Source organism: Actinophytocola sp. (genome assembly GCF_045807065.1).
Lineage (GTDB): Bacteria > Actinomycetota > Actinomycetes > Mycobacteriales > Pseudonocardiaceae > Actinophytocola.
The window spans coordinates 1-16,466 of sequence record NZ_JBJMIE010000210.1; the positions used below are offsets into that span (position 1 = coordinate 1).

At 70.7% G+C, this 16,466-nt stretch carries 18 protein-coding genes; 9 read left to right on the forward strand and 9 right to left on the reverse strand.

What is annotated here, in order from left to right; all coding sequences use genetic code 11:
* The 4 genes from ACJ73U_RS12260 to ACJ73U_RS12275 form a co-directional block, all read right to left on the reverse strand.
* Window positions 1-351, reverse strand: a 351-nt coding sequence (locus ACJ73U_RS12260; RefSeq protein ID WP_407777697.1) for a response regulator transcription factor, incomplete at its 3' end; no start/stop codon positions are given.
* A complete protein-coding gene (locus ACJ73U_RS12265) occupies window positions 348-1,280 on the reverse strand; it encodes a sensor histidine kinase (RefSeq protein WP_407777698.1) in 933 nt (310 codons plus the stop codon). The genes ACJ73U_RS12265 and ACJ73U_RS12260, both read right to left, overlap by 4 nt.
* Window positions 1,281-1,389: 109 nt before the next feature.
* Window positions 1,390-3,801 (reverse strand): alpha/beta fold hydrolase, encoded by a 2,412-nt coding sequence (locus ACJ73U_RS12270; RefSeq protein WP_407777699.1) that lies wholly within the window; start codon window positions 3,799-3,801, stop codon window positions 1,390-1,392.
* 183 nt (window positions 3,802-3,984) lie between these two features.
* Window positions 3,985-4,257, reverse strand: coding sequence for a GlsB/YeaQ/YmgE family stress response membrane protein (locus tag ACJ73U_RS12275; protein ID WP_407777700.1), 273 nt, complete (start codon window positions 4,255-4,257; stop codon window positions 3,985-3,987).
* Between the two features lie 173 nt (window positions 4,258-4,430).
* Between ACJ73U_RS12275 and ACJ73U_RS12280 the strand changes: the two genes are divergently transcribed.
* A complete protein-coding gene (locus ACJ73U_RS12280; protein ID WP_407777701.1) occupies window positions 4,431-4,919 on the forward strand; it encodes a beta-class carbonic anhydrase in 489 nt (162 codons plus the stop codon).
* A 141-nt stretch (window positions 4,920-5,060) separates the two neighbouring features.
* On the opposite strand, the gene ACJ73U_RS12285 is transcribed toward ACJ73U_RS12280, so the two are convergent.
* From ACJ73U_RS12285 to ACJ73U_RS12295, 3 genes are read right to left on the reverse strand one after another with little or no spacing between them, the layout of a single operon-like run.
* Window positions 5,061-6,281: an MFS transporter gene (locus tag ACJ73U_RS12285; protein WP_407777702.1), complete on the reverse strand. Its 1,221-nt coding sequence runs from the start codon at window positions 6,279-6,281 to the stop codon at window positions 5,061-5,063.
* Window positions 6,278-7,624 (reverse strand): GH1 family beta-glucosidase, encoded by a 1,347-nt coding sequence (locus tag ACJ73U_RS12290; RefSeq protein ID WP_407777703.1) that lies wholly within the window; start codon window positions 7,622-7,624, stop codon window positions 6,278-6,280. Before ACJ73U_RS12290 ends, ACJ73U_RS12285 begins: the two co-directional genes overlap by 4 nt.
* Window positions 7,602-8,945: an MFS transporter gene (locus ACJ73U_RS12295; RefSeq protein ID WP_407777704.1), complete on the reverse strand. Its 1,344-nt coding sequence runs from the start codon at window positions 8,943-8,945 to the stop codon at window positions 7,602-7,604. The genes ACJ73U_RS12290 and ACJ73U_RS12295 overlap by 23 nt, the downstream gene beginning before the upstream one ends.
* A 79-nt stretch (window positions 8,946-9,024) precedes the next feature.
* On the opposite strand from ACJ73U_RS12295, the gene ACJ73U_RS12300 reads away from it, so the two are divergent.
* Complete coding sequence (locus ACJ73U_RS12300; RefSeq protein WP_407777705.1) at window positions 9,025-9,411, forward strand: winged helix-turn-helix transcriptional regulator; 387 nt, start codon at window positions 9,025-9,027, stop codon at window positions 9,409-9,411.
* On the opposite strand, the gene ACJ73U_RS12305 is transcribed toward ACJ73U_RS12300, so the two are convergent.
* The gene (locus ACJ73U_RS12305; protein ID WP_407777706.1) at window positions 9,398-9,946 is read right to left on the reverse strand and encodes a GNAT family N-acetyltransferase; all 549 of its coding nucleotides are present in this window, start codon (window positions 9,944-9,946) and stop codon (window positions 9,398-9,400) included. The two genes, ACJ73U_RS12300 and ACJ73U_RS12305, sit on opposite strands and share 14 nt — an antisense overlap.
* 42 nt (window positions 9,947-9,988) lie before the next feature.
* Here ACJ73U_RS12305 and ACJ73U_RS12310 point away from each other — a divergent pair, with 42 nt between their 5' ends.
* Window positions 9,989-10,579, forward strand: a complete 591-nt coding sequence (locus ACJ73U_RS12310; protein ID WP_407777707.1) for a TetR/AcrR family transcriptional regulator — start codon at window positions 9,989-9,991, stop codon at window positions 10,577-10,579.
* Here the strand turns inward: ACJ73U_RS12310 and ACJ73U_RS12315 are convergent.
* A complete protein-coding gene (locus ACJ73U_RS12315; RefSeq protein ID WP_407777708.1) occupies window positions 10,563-11,063 on the reverse strand; it encodes a hypothetical protein in 501 nt (166 codons plus the stop codon). The genes ACJ73U_RS12310 and ACJ73U_RS12315 overlap by 17 nt on opposite strands.
* A gap of 70 nt (window positions 11,064-11,133) precedes the next feature.
* On the opposite strand from ACJ73U_RS12315, the gene ACJ73U_RS12320 reads away from it, so the two are divergent.
* The 6 genes from ACJ73U_RS12320 to ACJ73U_RS12345 all read left to right on the forward strand — a co-directional run bounded on the left by ACJ73U_RS12320 (window position 11,134) and on the right by ACJ73U_RS12345 (window position 16,373).
* Complete coding sequence (locus ACJ73U_RS12320) at window positions 11,134-11,988, forward strand: LysR substrate-binding domain-containing protein (RefSeq protein WP_407777709.1); 855 nt, start codon at window positions 11,134-11,136, stop codon at window positions 11,986-11,988.
* 295 nt (window positions 11,989-12,283) lie between these two features.
* Window positions 12,284-12,862, forward strand: a complete 579-nt coding sequence (locus tag ACJ73U_RS12325; RefSeq protein ID WP_407777710.1) for a hypothetical protein — start codon at window positions 12,284-12,286, stop codon at window positions 12,860-12,862.
* Between the two features lie 15 nt (window positions 12,863-12,877).
* Window positions 12,878-13,948, forward strand: a complete 1,071-nt coding sequence (locus ACJ73U_RS12330; RefSeq protein ID WP_407777711.1) for a sensor histidine kinase — start codon at window positions 12,878-12,880, stop codon at window positions 13,946-13,948.
* A complete protein-coding gene (locus ACJ73U_RS12335; protein ID WP_407777712.1) occupies window positions 13,945-14,604 on the forward strand; it encodes a response regulator in 660 nt (219 codons plus the stop codon). Before ACJ73U_RS12330 ends, ACJ73U_RS12335 begins: the two co-directional genes overlap by 4 nt.
* Window positions 14,601-15,086: a DinB family protein gene (locus tag ACJ73U_RS12340; RefSeq protein ID WP_407777713.1), complete on the forward strand. Its 486-nt coding sequence runs from the start codon at window positions 14,601-14,603 to the stop codon at window positions 15,084-15,086. Before ACJ73U_RS12335 ends, ACJ73U_RS12340 begins: the two co-directional genes overlap by 4 nt.
* 1,125 nt (window positions 15,087-16,211) lie before the next feature.
* Entirely contained in the window at window positions 16,212-16,373 is a 162-nt protein-coding gene (locus ACJ73U_RS12345; protein WP_407777714.1) for a hypothetical protein, read from the forward strand.
* Window positions 16,374-16,466 lie beyond the last annotated feature (93 nt).

A 16,466-nucleotide genomic window follows, 5' to 3' on the forward strand; every position in this document is an offset into this window, starting at 1 on the left:
CTCGCCCGCGGCCGCGGCCCGCACGCCCTCGACGAGGAGCGCGGGGCCGGACCGCTTGAGCAGGAACCCGCAGGCGCCGTTGCGCAGGGCCGCGTAGACGTACTCGTCCAGGTCGAACGTCGTGATCACGACGACGGGCAGGTCCAGTTCCCGCGCCACCGCGAGGCCGTCCTTGCGCGGCATGCGGATGTCGGCGAGCACGACGTCCGGGCGCAGCAGCCGGGCCTGCTCGACGGCCGCGACACCGTCGGCGGCCTCACCCACCACGCGCAGGTCGGGCTCGGACTCGAGGATGCGCCGCAGGTTCCGCCGCACCATCTCCTGGTCGTCGGCGACGAGCACCCGGATCACGCCGGCACCACCGCCCGGACCCGCCAGCCCGACGGTCGCGCCGGCCCCGCGGTCAGCGTGCCGTCGAGCGCGGTCACCCACTCGGTGAGGCCGGCCAGGCCGGTTCCGCCGCGGCGGGTGGACGGCGCCCGGCGGCCGTTGTCCGTCACCTCGACCACCACGTCCGCGCCGGCAGAGGTCACCGCCACCCGCACCTCCGTCGCGCCGCGCGCGTGCCGGCGGACGTTCGTCAGCGACTCGACCACCACCCGGTGCACGGTGGCGGTGTTCTCCGGGCGCGGCTCGGGCAGGTCGATGTCGCAGGCGACGGACGCCTCGGCGCTCATGGCGAACCGGTGGACCACGGCCCGCACCTCGGCGAGCGTGGACACCGCGGTAGGACGTTCACCCGCGGCACGCAGGAGGCGAAGTGCCCGGTCCATCGCCTCGAGGCCACGGGTGCCCGCCTCCTCGATCTCCCGGAACGTCCGGCTCGGGTCCGCGCCGGCGAGCTGTCCGGCCTGCGCCGCCAGCACGATGCCCGTCATCTCGTGCGCCAGCCAGTCGTGCAGGTCGCGGGCCAGGTGCAGGCGCTGCTCGCGGCGCGCCGAGTCGACCGCCAGCGCACGGGCCCGGTCGAGTGACCGCAGGTACGTGCCGACGCCGACCGCGGCCACGGCGAGCAGTGTCCACACGGCACAGACGGCGACCACCTCGATCGCCGGTGCCGGCGGGTCGAGGTGGAGGCCGATCCGCAGCGGGGAGACGCCGATCGCGAGTACGCCCAACGGCGCCAGCACTGCCCTGCGACGCGTGACGTGGGCCAGCAGGAACAGCAGTACCGCCGTCTCCGCCACCATCCAGTAGGCGGTCGCGTTGTCGCTCGGCCCCGGGTACACCGCGGTGACCACAATGGACACCGCGAACGCGACCGCCGCCACGACTGTCATCACGGTTCGCTCCGCAGGCTCCGCTCGGCCATCATGGTCCGCTCCGCAGGCTCCGCTCGCGGCCACCATGGTTCGCTCCGCAGGCTCCGCTGGGCAACGGCGTGACAGCCTACTCACACAGGGCCGTGTCGATGGCGTCCAGCATCGTCCGCGACTGCGCCGGGGTCGCCGGCGCGCTCGTGATCACGATGCTCACCTGGCGGCCGTCGGTCGTAGCGCCGGAACGGGTCTGGTGGCCGAGGCCACTGCCGCCATGCGTCCAGTACTCGCCGCCGCACGACAGCGGCACCCGCATCAGCCCCAGGCCGTAACCCGAGCCCGGGATGAGGTCGGCCGGCACGGTTCGGCGCATCTCGGCGAGCTGCGCCGGCGGCAGCAACCGGCCACCGAGGAGGGCGCCGAAGAACGTGTTCAGGTCGCCCAGTGTGGACACCGCCTCGCCGCCGGCCCACACGAGCGACGGGTTCAACGCCGTCACGTCGATCGGGCGGCCGCTGTCGCTGATCCGGTTCTCCTCGTCGAGGTGTGCGTAGCCATGCGCCCCCTTGACGGTCGGGTCGTCGCCGGGCAGCACGGTGTCCCGCATGTGCAGCGGCCGCAGGACGCGGTCCCGGACCTCGCTCGCGTACGGCCGGCCCGTCACCTTCTCGATCAGCATGCCGGCCACGACGTAGTTGGTGGTCGAGTAGTGGAACTCGCCGCGCGGCAGCGGCGGCTGGGTGAACGCGTCGGCCACCAGCGACTCCGGGGTGTGGTGGTCGAACCGGTGCGCCGCGTACCCGTTCGGCTCGAACACCGCCGAGTCGAAGTCGGGCAGGCCGCTCGTGTGCTGGAGGAGCTGCCGCACGGTCACGTCGTCGGGGACCAGGCCCGGCAGGTAGCGCGAAACGGGTGCGTCGAGGTCGATCCGGTGCTCCGCCACCAGCCCCAGCACGACCACCGCGACGAACGCCTTGGTGTTGCTGAAGATCCGCACCCGGTCGGTGGCCGACATCGGGCGGCCGGTCGAGGCGTCGGCGACCCCGCTCGCGAACCGCGTGACGCCGCTCGCGTCGTGGAACTCGGCCGCCGCGCCCGGCACCCCGTCGACCGTGGTCAGGTGTTCGACGGCACCGGCCAGGCCGGCGTGCTCGGCGGGGCAGGTCATGTCCGCCGGCCGGACACCGGCGACCAGGAAGTCCGTGCCGACCCGCTGCACGCAGGCGTTGGGGCTGAACATGTACGCGCCGTGCCCGCCCTGGTCGACGCCCACGAGCCGGGCACGGTCGCCGAGCTGGCGGCGCAGCGAACCGGCGGCGGCGAAGGTGGTAGCCGGGTCGCGCAGGTTGTTGGTGAGCAGGATGTTCGAGCGGCCGTGCGGGTTCGCGGCGACCGGCCGGTCGATCGGGTCGCTCGGCCAGAAGGCACACGGCCAGACCGCGGCGCCGGCACCGCCCGTCAGCGGGTAGCGCCGGGCGTCGGCCCTCGCCTGTGCCGCGTAGACCGCCGGGTCGCGGGGCCAGGTGCCGTCCGCGCAGAACACGCCCAGCTCACCGGAGGCGTCGTTGTCGTCGTCATACCAGATCGACAGCTGGTCGCCGATCCCCGCGGCGGTCACGGCGTCGCGGTCGCGCGCGGCGGTCAGCAGGCCGGCCACCAGCGGGAACGTCTTGTCGTTGAACAGGCCCGCGAACACCGCGATCCGCAGGTGGGTACCGGTGAGCCGGCCGCTCGGCGTGGGCAGCGGGTCGCGGTCCAGGCCGGTCATCAGATCGAGGACCTCGCGCTCGACCTCGGCGCGGTCGCGGCCCAGGTACCGCGCGAAGTCGTCGAACCGCACGTCGACGCCGGCGGTCATGCTGTCGCGGAAGGTGTTCCGCCACGCGGCGGCCGGATCGATGTTGCTGTCCAGCAACATCCGGTCGACGCGACCCGGGAACAGCGAGTCGTAGGCCACCCCGAGGTACGTGCCGTAGGAGACGCCGAGGTAGGTGATCCTGTCCTCGCCCAGGGCGGCGCGGATGCGGTCCACGTCGCGGGCGACGTTGGCCGTGCCCATGAACGGCATGAGTTCCTGGCCCGCGCACTTGTCCGCGATCCGGCGTGCCCGCTGCCGCACCGCGGGCTCCCCGCCGGGCAGCGGCCAGGGGAACGTGAACTGCTCGTCCGGAGAAAGTCCACAGCGGACCGGAGCGCTGGCGCCGAAACCGCGTTGGTCGAAGCTGATGATGTCGTACGCGTCGAGCACGCTCCGCGGCACCAGCTCGTGGACGGATGCGGTGTCGGCGAGGTGTACCCCCGGGCCGCCCTGGTTCATGATCAGTGTGCCGCGCCGCAGGTCCGGACGTTGGCTGCGGAGGCGGGAGACGTGGATGTCGAGCTGCCCGCCGCCGGGGTCGCGGTAGTCCACCGGCACCGCGACGGTCGCGCACTCGACGGGTCCGTCGAACGGGCAGTGCCCCCAGGTCAGTCCTTCGGCGCGCGCGGGTGGCACGACGACGGCACCCGCGACGACCGCGAGCACGATCAGTGTCTTTCGCATGCCCCCAGGTTGGTGGCGCGGACTGGGCGGCGCCATCTGCCGAAAGGCAGAGATCCCGTCCCCAGCCGTCGGCGGCGGCGAGGTGGCCCAGGTGGAAGTGCCTCCCCCGCCTGGAGCGTCCCCGATGGCGGGATCATCCCCGGACGAGGGAGGCACTTGGGCGGAATCTCGTGAGCCGCGTGCTTACTCCGCGGTCGACCGCTGCCGCAGCCCGCTGAGCAACGAGACCCCGCCCCCCGCGAAGATCACCTGTAGGGCGAACTCGGTCCAGTCGATGCCGCTGGTGTCCGCGACACCGATCAGTTCGGCGACCCCCGTACCCGCGACGGCGGCGACGATGCCGACCAGGATCGTCACCAGAAGTGACATGTTGTGCCGGCCGGGCACGATCGCCCGTCCCAACCCGCCGATGATCGCGCCGAACACGATGGCCGTGATGAGCCCGGTGATCTCCATGCCCCGCTCCCTTTCTCCCTTGGGCACAAGTCTGCGGTGCGCCGGCGGCCCGCGGATCCGGAGAACACCCTGGTTCGACCCTGAGCCGCGTCTCAGGGTGTGGGCGCCGTTGCGTGGTCCGCGTGGCTGGAGATGAATGGAGGTCGGCAGATCCCTCCGAAAAGAGGAAGACCATGAGCGTCACGGACGAACTGATCGCCAACAACGCCGAGTACGCAGCCTCCTTCTCCGGCCCGCTGCCGCTGCCGCCCGCGAAGCACGTCGCGGTCGTGGCCTGCATGGACGCGCGGCTCAACGTGTACGGCGCCCTCGGCCTGCGGGAGGGCGAGGCGCACGTGATCCGCAACGCGGGCGGCGTGATCACCGAGGACGAGATCCGCTCGCTCGCCATCAGCCAGCGCCTGCTCGGCACCGAGGAGATCATCCTCATCCACCACACCGACTGCGGCATGCTGACCTTCACCGACGACGACTTCAGGCAGTCCATTCAGGACGAGACGGGCATCAAGCCCGCGTGGGCGGCCGAGGCGTTCAGCGACCCGGAGACCGACGTGCGCCAGTCGATCGCCCGCATCAAGGCGAGCCCGTTCATCCCGCGCAAGGAGTCGGTCCGCGGCTTCGTCTTCGACGTGGCGACCGGCAAGCTCGACGAAGTGGTGTGACTCGCGGGCGCCGAACGTCCGACTCGCCGGCGCCGCACGTCCGACTCGCGGGTGCCCAACGTCCGACTCACCGGTGCCCAACGTCCGACTCGCGGGTGCCCAACGTCCGACTCACCGGTGCCCAACGTCCGACTCGCGGGGTTATGGGACGGCGCGGATGCGGTAGACCAGGACCGAGCCCGCGACGCCCACGACGGCGGACACCACGTACAGGACCGGGTAGCCGCCCAGGTGCGTGACGATCGGGGCCGCGAGGACCGGGGCCAGCACCTGCGGCAGCGAGTTCGCGACGTTGATCACGCCGAGGTCCTTGCCCCGGTCGCCGGCCGCGGGCAGGACCTCGGTCATCAGCGCGAAGTCGACCGACAGGTACACGCCGAAGCCCAGGCCCAGCACGGCCGCGGCGACGATCGCGCCCAGCCAGGTCGGCCAGAAGGCCAGCAGGAGCGAGGCCAGCGACATGACGATGCCCGCCCAGCACACGAACACCCGCCGCCGTGACACGCGGTCCGACCACACGCCGCTCGCGACCACTGTGGACAGAAGCGTCAACGCGTAGACGGCTGTGAGCACGAACACGCCGCTGTCCGGGTCGTCGTAGCCGACCACGTCCTGCAGGAAGTACAGCAGGTACACGATCGCGATCGAGTTGCTCAGGTTAAGCAGGAACCGGGTCAGCCAGGCCCAGCCGAAGTCCGGGAACCGGCGCGGGCTGATCCAGAAGTCCCTGACGGACAGCCGGGGGCGCTCCGTCGCCTCGAGCACCGTGTCCTTGCGCAGCAACAGGTACGGGATCGTCGTGACGACCAGGAACGCCGCGCACACGAGGTAACCCGCGGCGATGCCACCCGCCTTGGCCGCCAGCAGCGAGCCGACCACGATGCCGAGGGTCTGGCCGACGCCGAGCCAGCCGCCGACCATGCCGCGCTGGCGCAGCGGCACCTGGTCGGGCACCGCGGCGAACAACGCGGCCTGCATGGCGTTCAGCGTGAACTGGGCCGCGCACCAGCCGACGATCACCACCGCGACGTTCGGGGCGCCGGCGAGGATCGCGAGGCTGGCCACGCCGCCCAGCGCGCCGATGACGGTCCACGGCAGGCGCCGGCCGGTCCGCCACGTGGTGCGGTCGGAGATGGCGCCGAACAGCGGGTTGGCGACGACCGAGACCGCCGCGCCGAGGCCGGAGACCACGGCGAGCACGATCTCCTTGCTGTCCGGGGCGAGTGCCTTCGCCTGCTCGGCGAGCAGGACCTGGATGGGGCCGTAGAAGGCGGTGAACAGGCCGAGGCTGGCGAGGGAGAGGAAGGCGGTCCAGCGCGCCGGAACCGGAACGGTCGGTTCGACGACCGCGGTCTCGGTCACCGCTGGGCCTTGATCATGTCGCGGTACCAGTGGAAGGAGTCCTTCGGCGTGCGGGCGAGGGTGTCGAAGTCGACGTGCACGAGGCCGAACCGCTGCGAGTAGCCGACGGACCACTCGAAGTTGTCCACGATGGACCAGACGAAGTAGCCCCGCACGTCGATGCCGCTCTCGATCGCCTCGTGCAGCGCCCGCAGGTGCCCGTCGAGGTACTCGATGCGCCGCTGGTCGTGCACCTCGTCGTGGTAGGAGCAGCCGCCCTCGGTGATGTAGACCGGCGGGAGGTGCTCGCCGTAGCGGTCGACGAGCATGGTCAGGGTCTCGCGCAGTCCGCTCGGCACCACGGGCCAGCCGAAGTCCGTGGTCGGGTACCCCTCGACCGGCGGGAAGTCGAACGGCAGGCCCTCCGGCAGCGCGGCGCCGTCGACGACCGGGCCGGTGCCGCCGGAACTGGGCGCGGCGACCCTGGTGGGCGCGTAGTAGTTGACGCCGTACCAGTCGAGCGGGGTCGAGATGATCTCCAGGTCCTCGGCCACCGGCCCCGGCATGGCACGGGCCAGCTCGTCGGTCGGGTACCGCCCGGTCAGGACCGGCGCGGCGTACAGGTCGTTGACGAGCCCGTCGTACAGCTTGGTCGCGCCGACGTCGCCGGGACTGTCGGACGCCGGCCAGGCGGGCACGTGGTGGTTGGCGATGCCGATGTTGGAGGCGCCGGCCGCACGCAGTGCCCGCGTGGCCAGCCCGTGTGCGAGGAGCTGGTGGTGCGCGACGGGCAGGGCCTCGAACATGAGCGCCCGGCCGGGCGCGTGGATGCCGACGGCGTACCCGAAGAGCGTGACCACCATGGGTTCGTTCAGCGGCATCCACATGTGGACCCGGTCGCCCAGCCGCTCCCCGACGACGGTCGCGTAGTCGGCGAAGCGGAAGGCGGTGTCGCGGTTGAGCCAGCCCCCGTCGTCCTCGACCTTCTGCGGGGTGTCCCAGTGGTAGAGCGTGACGGCGGGTGCGATGCCGGCCGCGCACAGCTCGTCGACGAGCCGGTCGTAGAAGTCGAGGCCCGCCTTGTTGACGGCACCGTGGCCGTCCGGCAGCACCCGCGGCCACGCGACGGAGAACCGGTAGGCGTCGACGCCGAGCTCCCGCATCAGGGCGACGTCCTCGCGGTACCGGTGGTAGTGGTCGGTGGCGGTCCGGCCGGTGTCCCCGCCGAGCACCTTGCCGGGCAGCGCGCTGAAGGTGTCCCACGTGGATGGTCCGCGCCCGTCCTCGTCCACCGCGCCCTCTATCTGATAGGCGGAGGTCGACACACCCCAGAGGAACCCGTCAGGAAACGTGGGTAGCGCCATCGTCGTGTTGTCCTCCGGGCCGGGAACGGGGGGTGGAGCGCGAGACAGCTTTAACGCCACCCGTGCTCCCGGTCAACCCCTGGACGACTGCCGCCGCGACGACCAGGGCGGCCGACAGTGCGAAAGCCTCCCAGTAGTCGGACGTCAGCGCCACGAGGGTGGCGAGGCCCAGCGCGCCGCCGATCTGTTGGCTCGTGTTGAAGACTCCGGACAGCAGGCCGGCGTCGGCTGCCGTGGCGGTCGACATGCCCAGGGCCATCAGCGCCGGCATGGCCGCACCGAAGCCGACGCCCAGCACGACCGTCGCGGGGACGACGACCGCACCCGGCGCGAAGGCGATCAGGGCCAGTCCCAGCGTGATCGACGCGAGGCCGGTCAGCAGCACCGGGCGCTCGCCGAAGCGGACGTTCAGGCGCGCCGAGAACAGCAGCGACACGACACCGATCGACACCGAGACCGGGACCATCGCCAGGCCCGTCGCCAGTGGTGAGTAGCCCAGCGACACCAGGTACAGCACGACGAAGAACAGGAACGAGAACATCGCGGCGGCCAGCAGTGCCTGCACGGCGTTCACGCCCACCACCCCGCGCAAGGTCCGCGGCGGCAGCAGTGGCGCCGCGGCCGTCGACTCCCGCAGCACGAACGCGCCGAGCAGTACCACCGCCGCCACGCCCGCGAGCCACACCTGGTCGACGATGGCGTACACCGCGAGCATGAGGCCGGCCGTCGCGAGCGCGCCGCCGAGGCCGTCCGCCCTGCGGCCCACGCCCCGGTCCGCGCCGAGTCGGCGGGCGAGGACCACCGCCACCGCGCCGATCGGGAGGTTGAGGTAGAAGATCCACGGCCACGACACCGTCTGCGTGAGCACCCCGCCGAGCAGCGAGCCGATCGAGCCGCCGGACGCCTGGACGAAGCTGTACACCCCCAGCGCGCGGGCCCGTTCCGCCGGCGCCGGGAACAACGCGACGACCATGCCCAGCGACACGCCGGAGACCATCGCGCCGCCGACGCCCTGCAGGAACCTGGCACCCACCAGCAGACCGGCGGTCGGCGCCAGACCGCACAGCAGCGACGCGACCGTGAACACGACCATGCCGGCGACGAACATCCGCTTGCGGCCCAGGAGGTCGCCCAGCCGCCCGGCCAGCAACAGCAGGCCGCCGAACGGGATCACGTACGCGTTCACCACCCACGCCAGGCCCGGCCGGGAGAAGCCGAGGTCGGCGCGGATCGCCGGGAGCGCGACACTCACGATCGTCTGGTCGATGATGATCATCAGGGTTCCGGCGCTGAGCACCGCCAACGCCTGCCACCTGGTCATGAGTCACTCCCCTTGGCGCACTTCTTGTAACAGGAGCGATCTTCTGTGACTATCGATGGCAGCGGAAGGAGGCACTTACATGTCCCGGAGTAACAGCGATGTGCCCGACCAGGTCGTGGCGGAGGCGTGCCCGGTGCAGGAGGTCCTCGAACGCGTGGCCGGGAAGTGGAGCATCCTGATCATGGTGGCGGCCGCGCGCGGGCCCATCCGGTTCACGGAGCTGGAGCGGGCGATTCCGAGCGTCAGCCGGCGCATGCTCACGCTGACCCTGCGCAACCTGGAGCGTGACGGGCTGATGACGCGGACCGTCTTCCCGACGGTGCCACCCAAGGTCGAGTACGAGCTGACACCCATCGCGCGCGAGCTGTACGCGGCGCTGCTGACACTGACGGACTGGGCGGAGCACCACCGCGGATCGATCATCGCGGCACGGGCCGCCTACGACGCGCGGGTCAGCGCTTCGTAGGCCACTCCGCCGCCAGCACCGACCACACCTCGACGTCGTAGCGCTTTCCCTTGTGCTGGGAGGCTTCGCGCAGGGTGCCGTCCAGTGTCATGCCCAGTCGCTGGGCGGTCCGGCGGCTCGGTTCGTTGGTGCTCGCGCAGCGCCACTCGACGCGGTGCATGCCGCGGACGTGGAACGCCCAGTCGATCATGTGGGTGACCGCCCTGGTGACCAGGCCCTGGCCCGTCACCTCCGGGGCCAGCCAGACACCGACCTCGCACACGCCGGTCGCCGCGTCCCACACGCGGAACAGCACACCGCCGGACAGCTTGCCGTCGACCCAGATGCCGAAGATGCGGCCCTCACCGCGGGCCTGCGCGTCGGCGTAACGCTGCAGGAGCCGCGCGGCGCCGTCGGGTGTGGCCACGGAGTCGACCCAGGGCAGCCAGGGGTCGAGGAACTCCTGGGCGGCCGCGACGTGCTCGGCCAACTCCTCCGCCTGCCACGGTTCCAGCGCGCGGAGCTCCGCGTCGCCGGCGAGCCGCAGTGACAGCATGGGCAACCTCCGTGCCAAACGTTTGTTATGTACGCTACCAGTGTGCCGGCCAGGGGTGATCACGACGCACGACGCGCCGATGTCGCGGAGGCTGTGTGGCGGGTGCTGGCCGCACACGGTTTCGGGGCGTTGACCATGCGTGCGGTGGCCGCCGAGCTCGGCGCGTCCACCGGGCTGCTCACCCACTACTTCACGAACAAGCGCGAGCTGGTCCGGTACGCGCACGCGATCGCGGAGGAGCGCACGGAGAACCGGCCGCGGCGCCGGGCGGAGCGGCCGGGGCTGGCGGCGTTGCGTGTCGCGCTGGTCGACGTGCTGCCGCTGTCCGCCGAGGCCGCCGCCATGAACCGGGTGTGGGTGAGCTTCTGGGACGCGGCCCTGGACGACGAGTCGCTGCGGGAGGCGCAGCGGGCGCGGTACGAGCGGTGGCGCGGGCGGCTCCAGGGGTGTGTCGAGGAGGCGCAGGCGCGGGGGGAACTGCCGGCGGGCAGGCCCGAGGACGTCGCGGTCGAGGCGGCGGCCTTCACGCACGGGCTGGTCGTGCAGGCCCTGTTCGACCCGGCCGGGTTGCCGGCGGAACGCCAACTCGCGCTGCTGGACCGGTTCCTGTCCGGGCTCACAGCTCGGCGGTGACGACGGTCTCCACATCCGCCCAGGTCGGGGTGTGGTGCACCCAGCCGGGGACGGGGCCCTTCTGCCGGCCGAACAGGTAGCGGCACGGCACGGTGTCCAGCAGGGCGCGGTGCACGTCGATGCGGTCGTCGATCATGTGGGTGATCCTCAGCCGGGCGCAGTGGTCCGCCTTGTCCGCGCGTTTGCGGCAGAAGCGGACGTTGCCGCGGGGAACACCGGTGCGTGCGTAGAAGTCGTGGTGGTCCAGCCACGCCAGCGTGCGCCCCTGGATCCGCGGGCCGCACTTCGAGATGACCCAGACCCGGCCGTCGAAGCGGTCGACCAGCCGCGGCAGCACGTCGAACGCGCCGTCGGTCGCCAGGGAGAGCAGGGCCTCCTCGTCTGTTCCGTTCAGGAAAACGGTGTCCTCCGGGCCGTCCGGCGACGCCGCACCGTGGATCACCCGGCCGAAGTCGACGCCCAGCCGGGGTTGTTCGTGTCTCATGGCGTTCACGGTGCCGTACCCGACGCTTGAGCAGAACTATCAATCGGGTCACTGGCTATAGGCTAAGGTTATGATCCAGACGGATGCCCTGGCGGCGTTCGCCGTGTTCGCGGACCACCTCAACTTCACGCACGCGGCCGCCGCTCTGCACATCTCGCAGCCGGCCCTGCACGTGAAGGTCGCCAAGCTCGCCGCGACCGTCGGCCGGCCGCTCTACCAGCGGACCGGGCGCGTGCTCACGCTGACGCCCGAGGGTGAGGCCGTCGCCCGCTTCGCCCGCGACCTCGACGCCCGCATGTCGGCGTTCCTCAGCGAGGTGCGGGACGCCGCGGCGGTGCGGCCGCTGACCCTCGCTGCCGGCGAGGGCGCCTACCTGTACCTGCTGGGCGAGGTCGTCCGGACGTTCCGGCCGCTGAAGCTCATCAACCGGGACAGCGCGCGGATGCTCGCCGCCGTCCGCGCCGGGCGGGCCGACCTCGGCATCGGCGTGCTCGAGGTGCTGCCCGACGACGTCACCACCGTGCTGCTCGCGTCCTACCCGCAGACGCTGGTCCTGCCGGTCGACCACCCGCTCACCGCGCACGCCGAACTGACCGTCCGCGACCTGCGGGGGCTCTCGCTCGTGCTCCCACCCGCCAACCGACCGCACCGGCGAACCGTCGAACGCGCGCTGCGCGCTGCGGAGGTCGACTGGACACTCGCCATCGAGGCCGAGGGGTGGTCACTCACCCTGCACTTCGTGACCCTCGGCGTCGGACTGTCCGTTGTGAACGGTTGTGTTCGTCCGCCGCAGGGCTTCACCTCGCGGGAGATCACCGACCTGCCTCGGGTGCCCTACTACGCCGTGCACCTGCCCGACCGCACCACCCACCCCCGCCTCGCCGAACTGCTCACCGCGATCCGGCTGGGCCTCGCCCAGCCCTAGTCCATGCCGCGCTTGCCCGGTGTCCAGAAGGGCTTGACGATGGCGGACCGCCGGGGCCAGCCGCCGTCGCGCACGAGGTGACGGCGCGCCTGCTCGCCCCGGCCCGGGCCGCCGGCGGGCGACGCAGGTACGGCGAGGACGACTGGAGTACCCGATGAAGCTCGCGGAGTGCCCGGACGCCCGCGCGGAGATCGCGGCGCGCATCCCGCCACCCTGAGTCCCCCGCGCGACGGAGGCGGGAAATCGCTCTCGCCGGCGATCTTTTCCGGGGCGCGGAGAACCACGATCAGTGCCCATGAACGCACGCATTCCCTTCCTCGCCGCGCCGGTGCTCGTGTTCGGGTACGGGCTGATCAGGATCCTCGACGGACTCGACGGCGAACGCGGGCCCGGCCTCGCCTGGACCGGCGGGCACCTCGTGTTCATCGCCGCCATGGTGATGTTCCTGCTGGTCTTCGGGCACCTGCGCCGGCTGGCCGGCCAGGACGTCCTGTCCACGGTGACCGTCGTCGTCGCGTCGGTGGGTGCGCTCGCCCTCATCGCGCAGTTCGGTGTGGACATCGCGGTCGGGTCGCTGGCCGACGACCACGCCGGCATGGCCGAGCTCAGCAGGAGCATCCACGGCAACACGGCGGTGTCGCTCGCGGTCTACGACGTCGGGCCCTACCTGTTCTACGCCGGCCAGTTCGTGCTCGTGCTCCAGCTGGCCGTCCTGCGCCGGATCGCCGGGTGGACCCCGCTGCTGCTGCTCGTCGACCTGGTGATGCCGCTGGTCGACAAGGACCTCATCCCGATCGGCGCGGCCGCGTTGCTGGTGTCGTTCGCGTCGATCAGCAAGCGGCTCCCCGCGCGGACCGAGCCGGCGCTCGTGTGAGCGAGGATGGGCGTCGTGTGGCAACGCGTGCGGCCCGTGTGGGTGGACCTCGGCCTGGTCGTGCTGGTGGTGGCGGTGCAGCTGTGGCCGTTCCTCGCCCGCGGGAGCGAGTCCGGCGATCCCTGGTCGCCGGGGGGTTACGTGTGCGTGGTGGCCTCCGCGCTGCCGGTGCTGTGGCGTCGGCGGGCGCCGGTCGCCGCGCTGGTGACGAGCCTGGTCGCGACAGCGCTCTACGACCTCGCCGAGACGACCCCCGCGCAGCCCGTCTGGTACGCCGGGCTGGTCGTGTCCTACAACGTCGCGGTCGAGTCCCCGCGGTGGTTACGGGTGGCGTTGCTGGTGTTCGGCATCGGCGGCACGGTGGTGTTCAAGTCGTCGGAGACGGCGCTGCGGTCCGCGGTCCTGTTCATCGCCGTCTACGCGATCGGCCGCGCGGTCGCGGCGGCCCGGGCCCAGGCGGAGCGGATGGCGCACGAACGCGAGATCGAGACGGAACGGGCGGCCGAACGTGAACGCGCCCGGATAGCCCGCGACATGCACGACATCCTGTCCCACGCGGTGAGCATCATGGTCGTCCAGGCGGAGGCCGGCCCGGTCGTGCTGGCGAAGGACCCGGCCCGCGCGGAGGCCACGTTCGACACGATCGCCGCCGCGGGCCGGGACGCGATGGTGCAACTCCGCCGGATACTGACGGTGCTGAAGACGGACGACGGCCCACACGCCCCGCAGCCGACGCTGGTGGACCTGCCGAAGCTGGTGGCGGACAGCGGCGTGGCGTACGAGGTCGTCGGCGAGCCGTTCGCGGTGTCCCCGGACGTCGAGCTGGCCGTGTACCGCATCACGCAGGAAGCCATCACCAACGTCATCAGGCACGCGAACGCCACCCGCGCGGACGTGCGCCTGACCTGGGAGCCCAAGAGGTTGACTGTCGACATAACCGACGACGGCCACGGCACCCCCGTGCCGTCGGACGGCAACGGCCTGATCGGCATCCGCGAACGCGCCGCGGCCTGCGGTGGCACCGCGGTGGCGGGCCCCCGCCCGGACGGCCGGGGTTTCCGCGTGACGGCGAGGTTCCCGGCGTGACCATCCGAATCGTGGTGGCCGACGACCAGGAGCTGGTCCGAGCGGGCTTCAGCATGATCCTCGACGCCCAACCGGACCTGGAGGTAGTAGCGGAGGCGTCCGACGGTGAGTCGGCGATAGCGGCGGTCCGCACCCACGACCCGGACGTGGTGCTGCTGGACATCCGCATGCCGGGCGTCGACGGCATAGAAGCGGCCCGAACGGTGTGCGCGCAGACCCGCTGCCGAGCGATCATGCTGACGACGTTCGACCTGGACGAGTACGTGTACCAGGCGCTGCGGGCGGGAGCGAGCGGCTTCCTGCTGAAGGACGTACGCCGGGACGACCTGGTACACGCGGTGCGGATGGTGGCCGCGGGCGAGGCACTACTGGCCCCGTCGATCACGAGGAAGCTGATCGCCGAGTTCACGTCGCGCCCCGAGCCGCGGTTGGCCGTCCCGCAGCTGACCGTCCTCACGACACGCGAACAGGAGACGCTGAAACTGCTCTCCCACGGCCTGACGAACGCGGAGATAGCGAAGGCGATGGTCGTGAGCGAACACACGGTGAAGACACACGTCAGCAACGTGCTGAGCAAACTGGGCCTACGCGACCGCATCCAGGCCGTGATAACCGCGTACGAGACAGGCCTGACAATCCCAGGAGAACTCCCGTGACCTGCATCGAATGCGGCTTCTCGTACGACGCCGCCCTGGACGTCCCGACGCTGATCACCGCAGGCGTATCCGAACTGGCCGCCGTCCTGACCACAGCCGAGGACCTGCGTTCAAGACGCTCCCCGGAGACCTGGTCCCCCCTCGAATACGCCTGCCACGTCCGAGACATGCTCCTGGTACAACGCGAACGCGTACTACTGGCGAGACGCGTGGAAACCCCGGACTGCACCCCGATGGGCCGAGACGAACGTGTGGAACACGACGGCTACGCGGACCAGAACCCCGCAGACGTAGCACGCCAACTATCGGACGCGGCCCTGCTGTTCACGAACGTCCTACGCCGCCTAACGGCCGCAGCCTGGGCGTTTACCGTCCTGTACCGCTACCCGGAACCAACAGAACGCACCCTCCACTGGGTAGCCCTACACACCCTCCACGAGGTCCAACACCACCTACTGGACGTCCAACGCCAACTCACCTAGCCCTACCGCATGGCCGCAACCGCTGGTTCAGGACCGTCAGCACCGTGGGGCCTGCGGGGGTCGCCCCCACAGAACAATGACGACCGACCCGACGAAGGTGCGGAACGCGCCGAGCAGGATATTTCGCGGTGGATTTCATGGCGAGAATAGAAGCGCACCACGATCGCGCCGCGCACCAACGCACACGACACCCGAAAGGGCTCCACGCAAGGCCCGATCACCGCCCCGAACAGCGAGAGTCAGGCCCGTTGACCAGGCACAACGACAACACCGGACCGACGCCGCAGACCCAGCCCAACAGCCGAGAACCGCCGCCCCGACCGAGAAAGGTGGAGTTTTCTCCACCTTCCGAGGGCGAACAAACTCCCGCCGATCCGACGAACGAGTCCCCGTCGACCGGGGGAGGCACAGGTATGACGGGACATCGGGAAGGCTGCCGAACAGGCCAAACGTAGACCGGAAGCACCCAATGCAAACCGCATCGGCAAACCAAAGTCGGCTAAAGATCGAACCCAACGGAACCACGCCGGGTCGGAACCGACCGCACCTGGGGTCTGCGGGGGTCGCCCCCGCAGAATGATGACGACCGACCCGGCGAGCTTGCGACAGCAAGCCAGCAGGGTCAGCCAGAGGTCGTGGGCCGCCTGGGGCTCGAACCCAGAACCTACGGTTTCATGATCAGCTTCCGCGGTCTCCTGCCATCGCCTGTCGACATGCCATGCTGCCTGCGGTATTCACAGACGCGAACGGTCGACGTGGGGTGTCTGCCGTGATCATTTGTGGTCGTTTTCTGGGGTAAATCCGGGGAACGATCTTGTTTCTGGTCCTGGGTGGACACCCGCAAGGAGGGGGCTTCCTGCCATCCCGTCGACCTGGCGTGAGCCCAATCGTGCCGTGTCAAGGGGCCACCGTCCTTGCAAATCAGCAGCCTACCTCGGGAGCGGCCCCTGGACGCGGTGCGATAGCCCTTGTGGAGGTCGACGGGATGACAGGACGTTCCCCCGACGAACCGCAGCGTGCCTACCCTTCCCGCCATCCTGGAGACCTGCCCACCCGGCGAGGGCATCTCTTCGAGCACGTCTGTCAGGGACGGTTGGTTCACCGCCCAGCCGAGGAAGCGCCGCCATGTCGAGCCTCCAAGCCATCGCCACCGATCAACTCCGCCCGAACAGTATCCGTGAAGCGCCGGAGAAGCTGGCCATATCCCGCTTTATCAAACTTAACCTGCTTTATACCTTCGTCAATGAAGACCAGCATTTTATCAGCCAGGTGGAAAACACCCTTTGAGCCGACCAATCTTACCGCAGTGTAGGCTGCCCAATAATCACTTCGCGCAGCTGCGGCTTGAGCACTACGGTCCTCAGATGGGTCCGATTCGGC

Coding starts and splice junctions, on each gene's coding strand:
- ACJ73U_RS12275 (WP_407777700.1), bottom strand. CDS start 4,257: ATGGAGATCACCGGGCTCATCACGGCCATCGTGTTCGGCGCGATCATC.
- ACJ73U_RS12315 (WP_407777708.1), bottom strand. CDS start 11,063: ATGAGACACGAACAACCCCGGCTGGGCGTCGACTTCGGCCGGGTGATC.
- ACJ73U_RS12265 (WP_407777698.1), bottom strand. CDS start 1,280: ATGACAGTCGTGGCGGCGGTCGCGTTCGCGGTGTCCATTGTGGTCACC.
- ACJ73U_RS12345 (WP_407777714.1), top strand. CDS start 16,212: ATGTCGAGCCTCCAAGCCATCGCCACCGATCAACTCCGCCCGAACAGT.
- ACJ73U_RS12305 (WP_407777706.1), bottom strand. CDS start 9,946: ATGCTGTCACTGCGGCTCGCCGGCGACGCGGAGCTCCGCGCGCTGGAA.
- ACJ73U_RS12295 (WP_407777704.1), bottom strand. CDS start 8,945: ATGACCAGGTGGCAGGCGTTGGCGGTGCTCAGCGCCGGAACCCTGATG.
- ACJ73U_RS12320 (WP_407777709.1), top strand. CDS start 11,134: ATGATCCAGACGGATGCCCTGGCGGCGTTCGCCGTGTTCGCGGACCAC.
- ACJ73U_RS12270 (WP_407777699.1), bottom strand. CDS start 3,801: ATGCGAAAGACACTGATCGTGCTCGCGGTCGTCGCGGGTGCCGTCGTC.
- ACJ73U_RS12325 (WP_407777710.1), top strand. CDS start 12,284: ATGAACGCACGCATTCCCTTCCTCGCCGCGCCGGTGCTCGTGTTCGGG.
- ACJ73U_RS12280 (WP_407777701.1), top strand. CDS start 4,431: ATGAGCGTCACGGACGAACTGATCGCCAACAACGCCGAGTACGCAGCC.
- ACJ73U_RS12300 (WP_407777705.1), top strand. CDS start 9,025: ATGTCCCGGAGTAACAGCGATGTGCCCGACCAGGTCGTGGCGGAGGCG.
- ACJ73U_RS12290 (WP_407777703.1), bottom strand. CDS start 7,624: ATGGCGCTACCCACGTTTCCTGACGGGTTCCTCTGGGGTGTGTCGACC.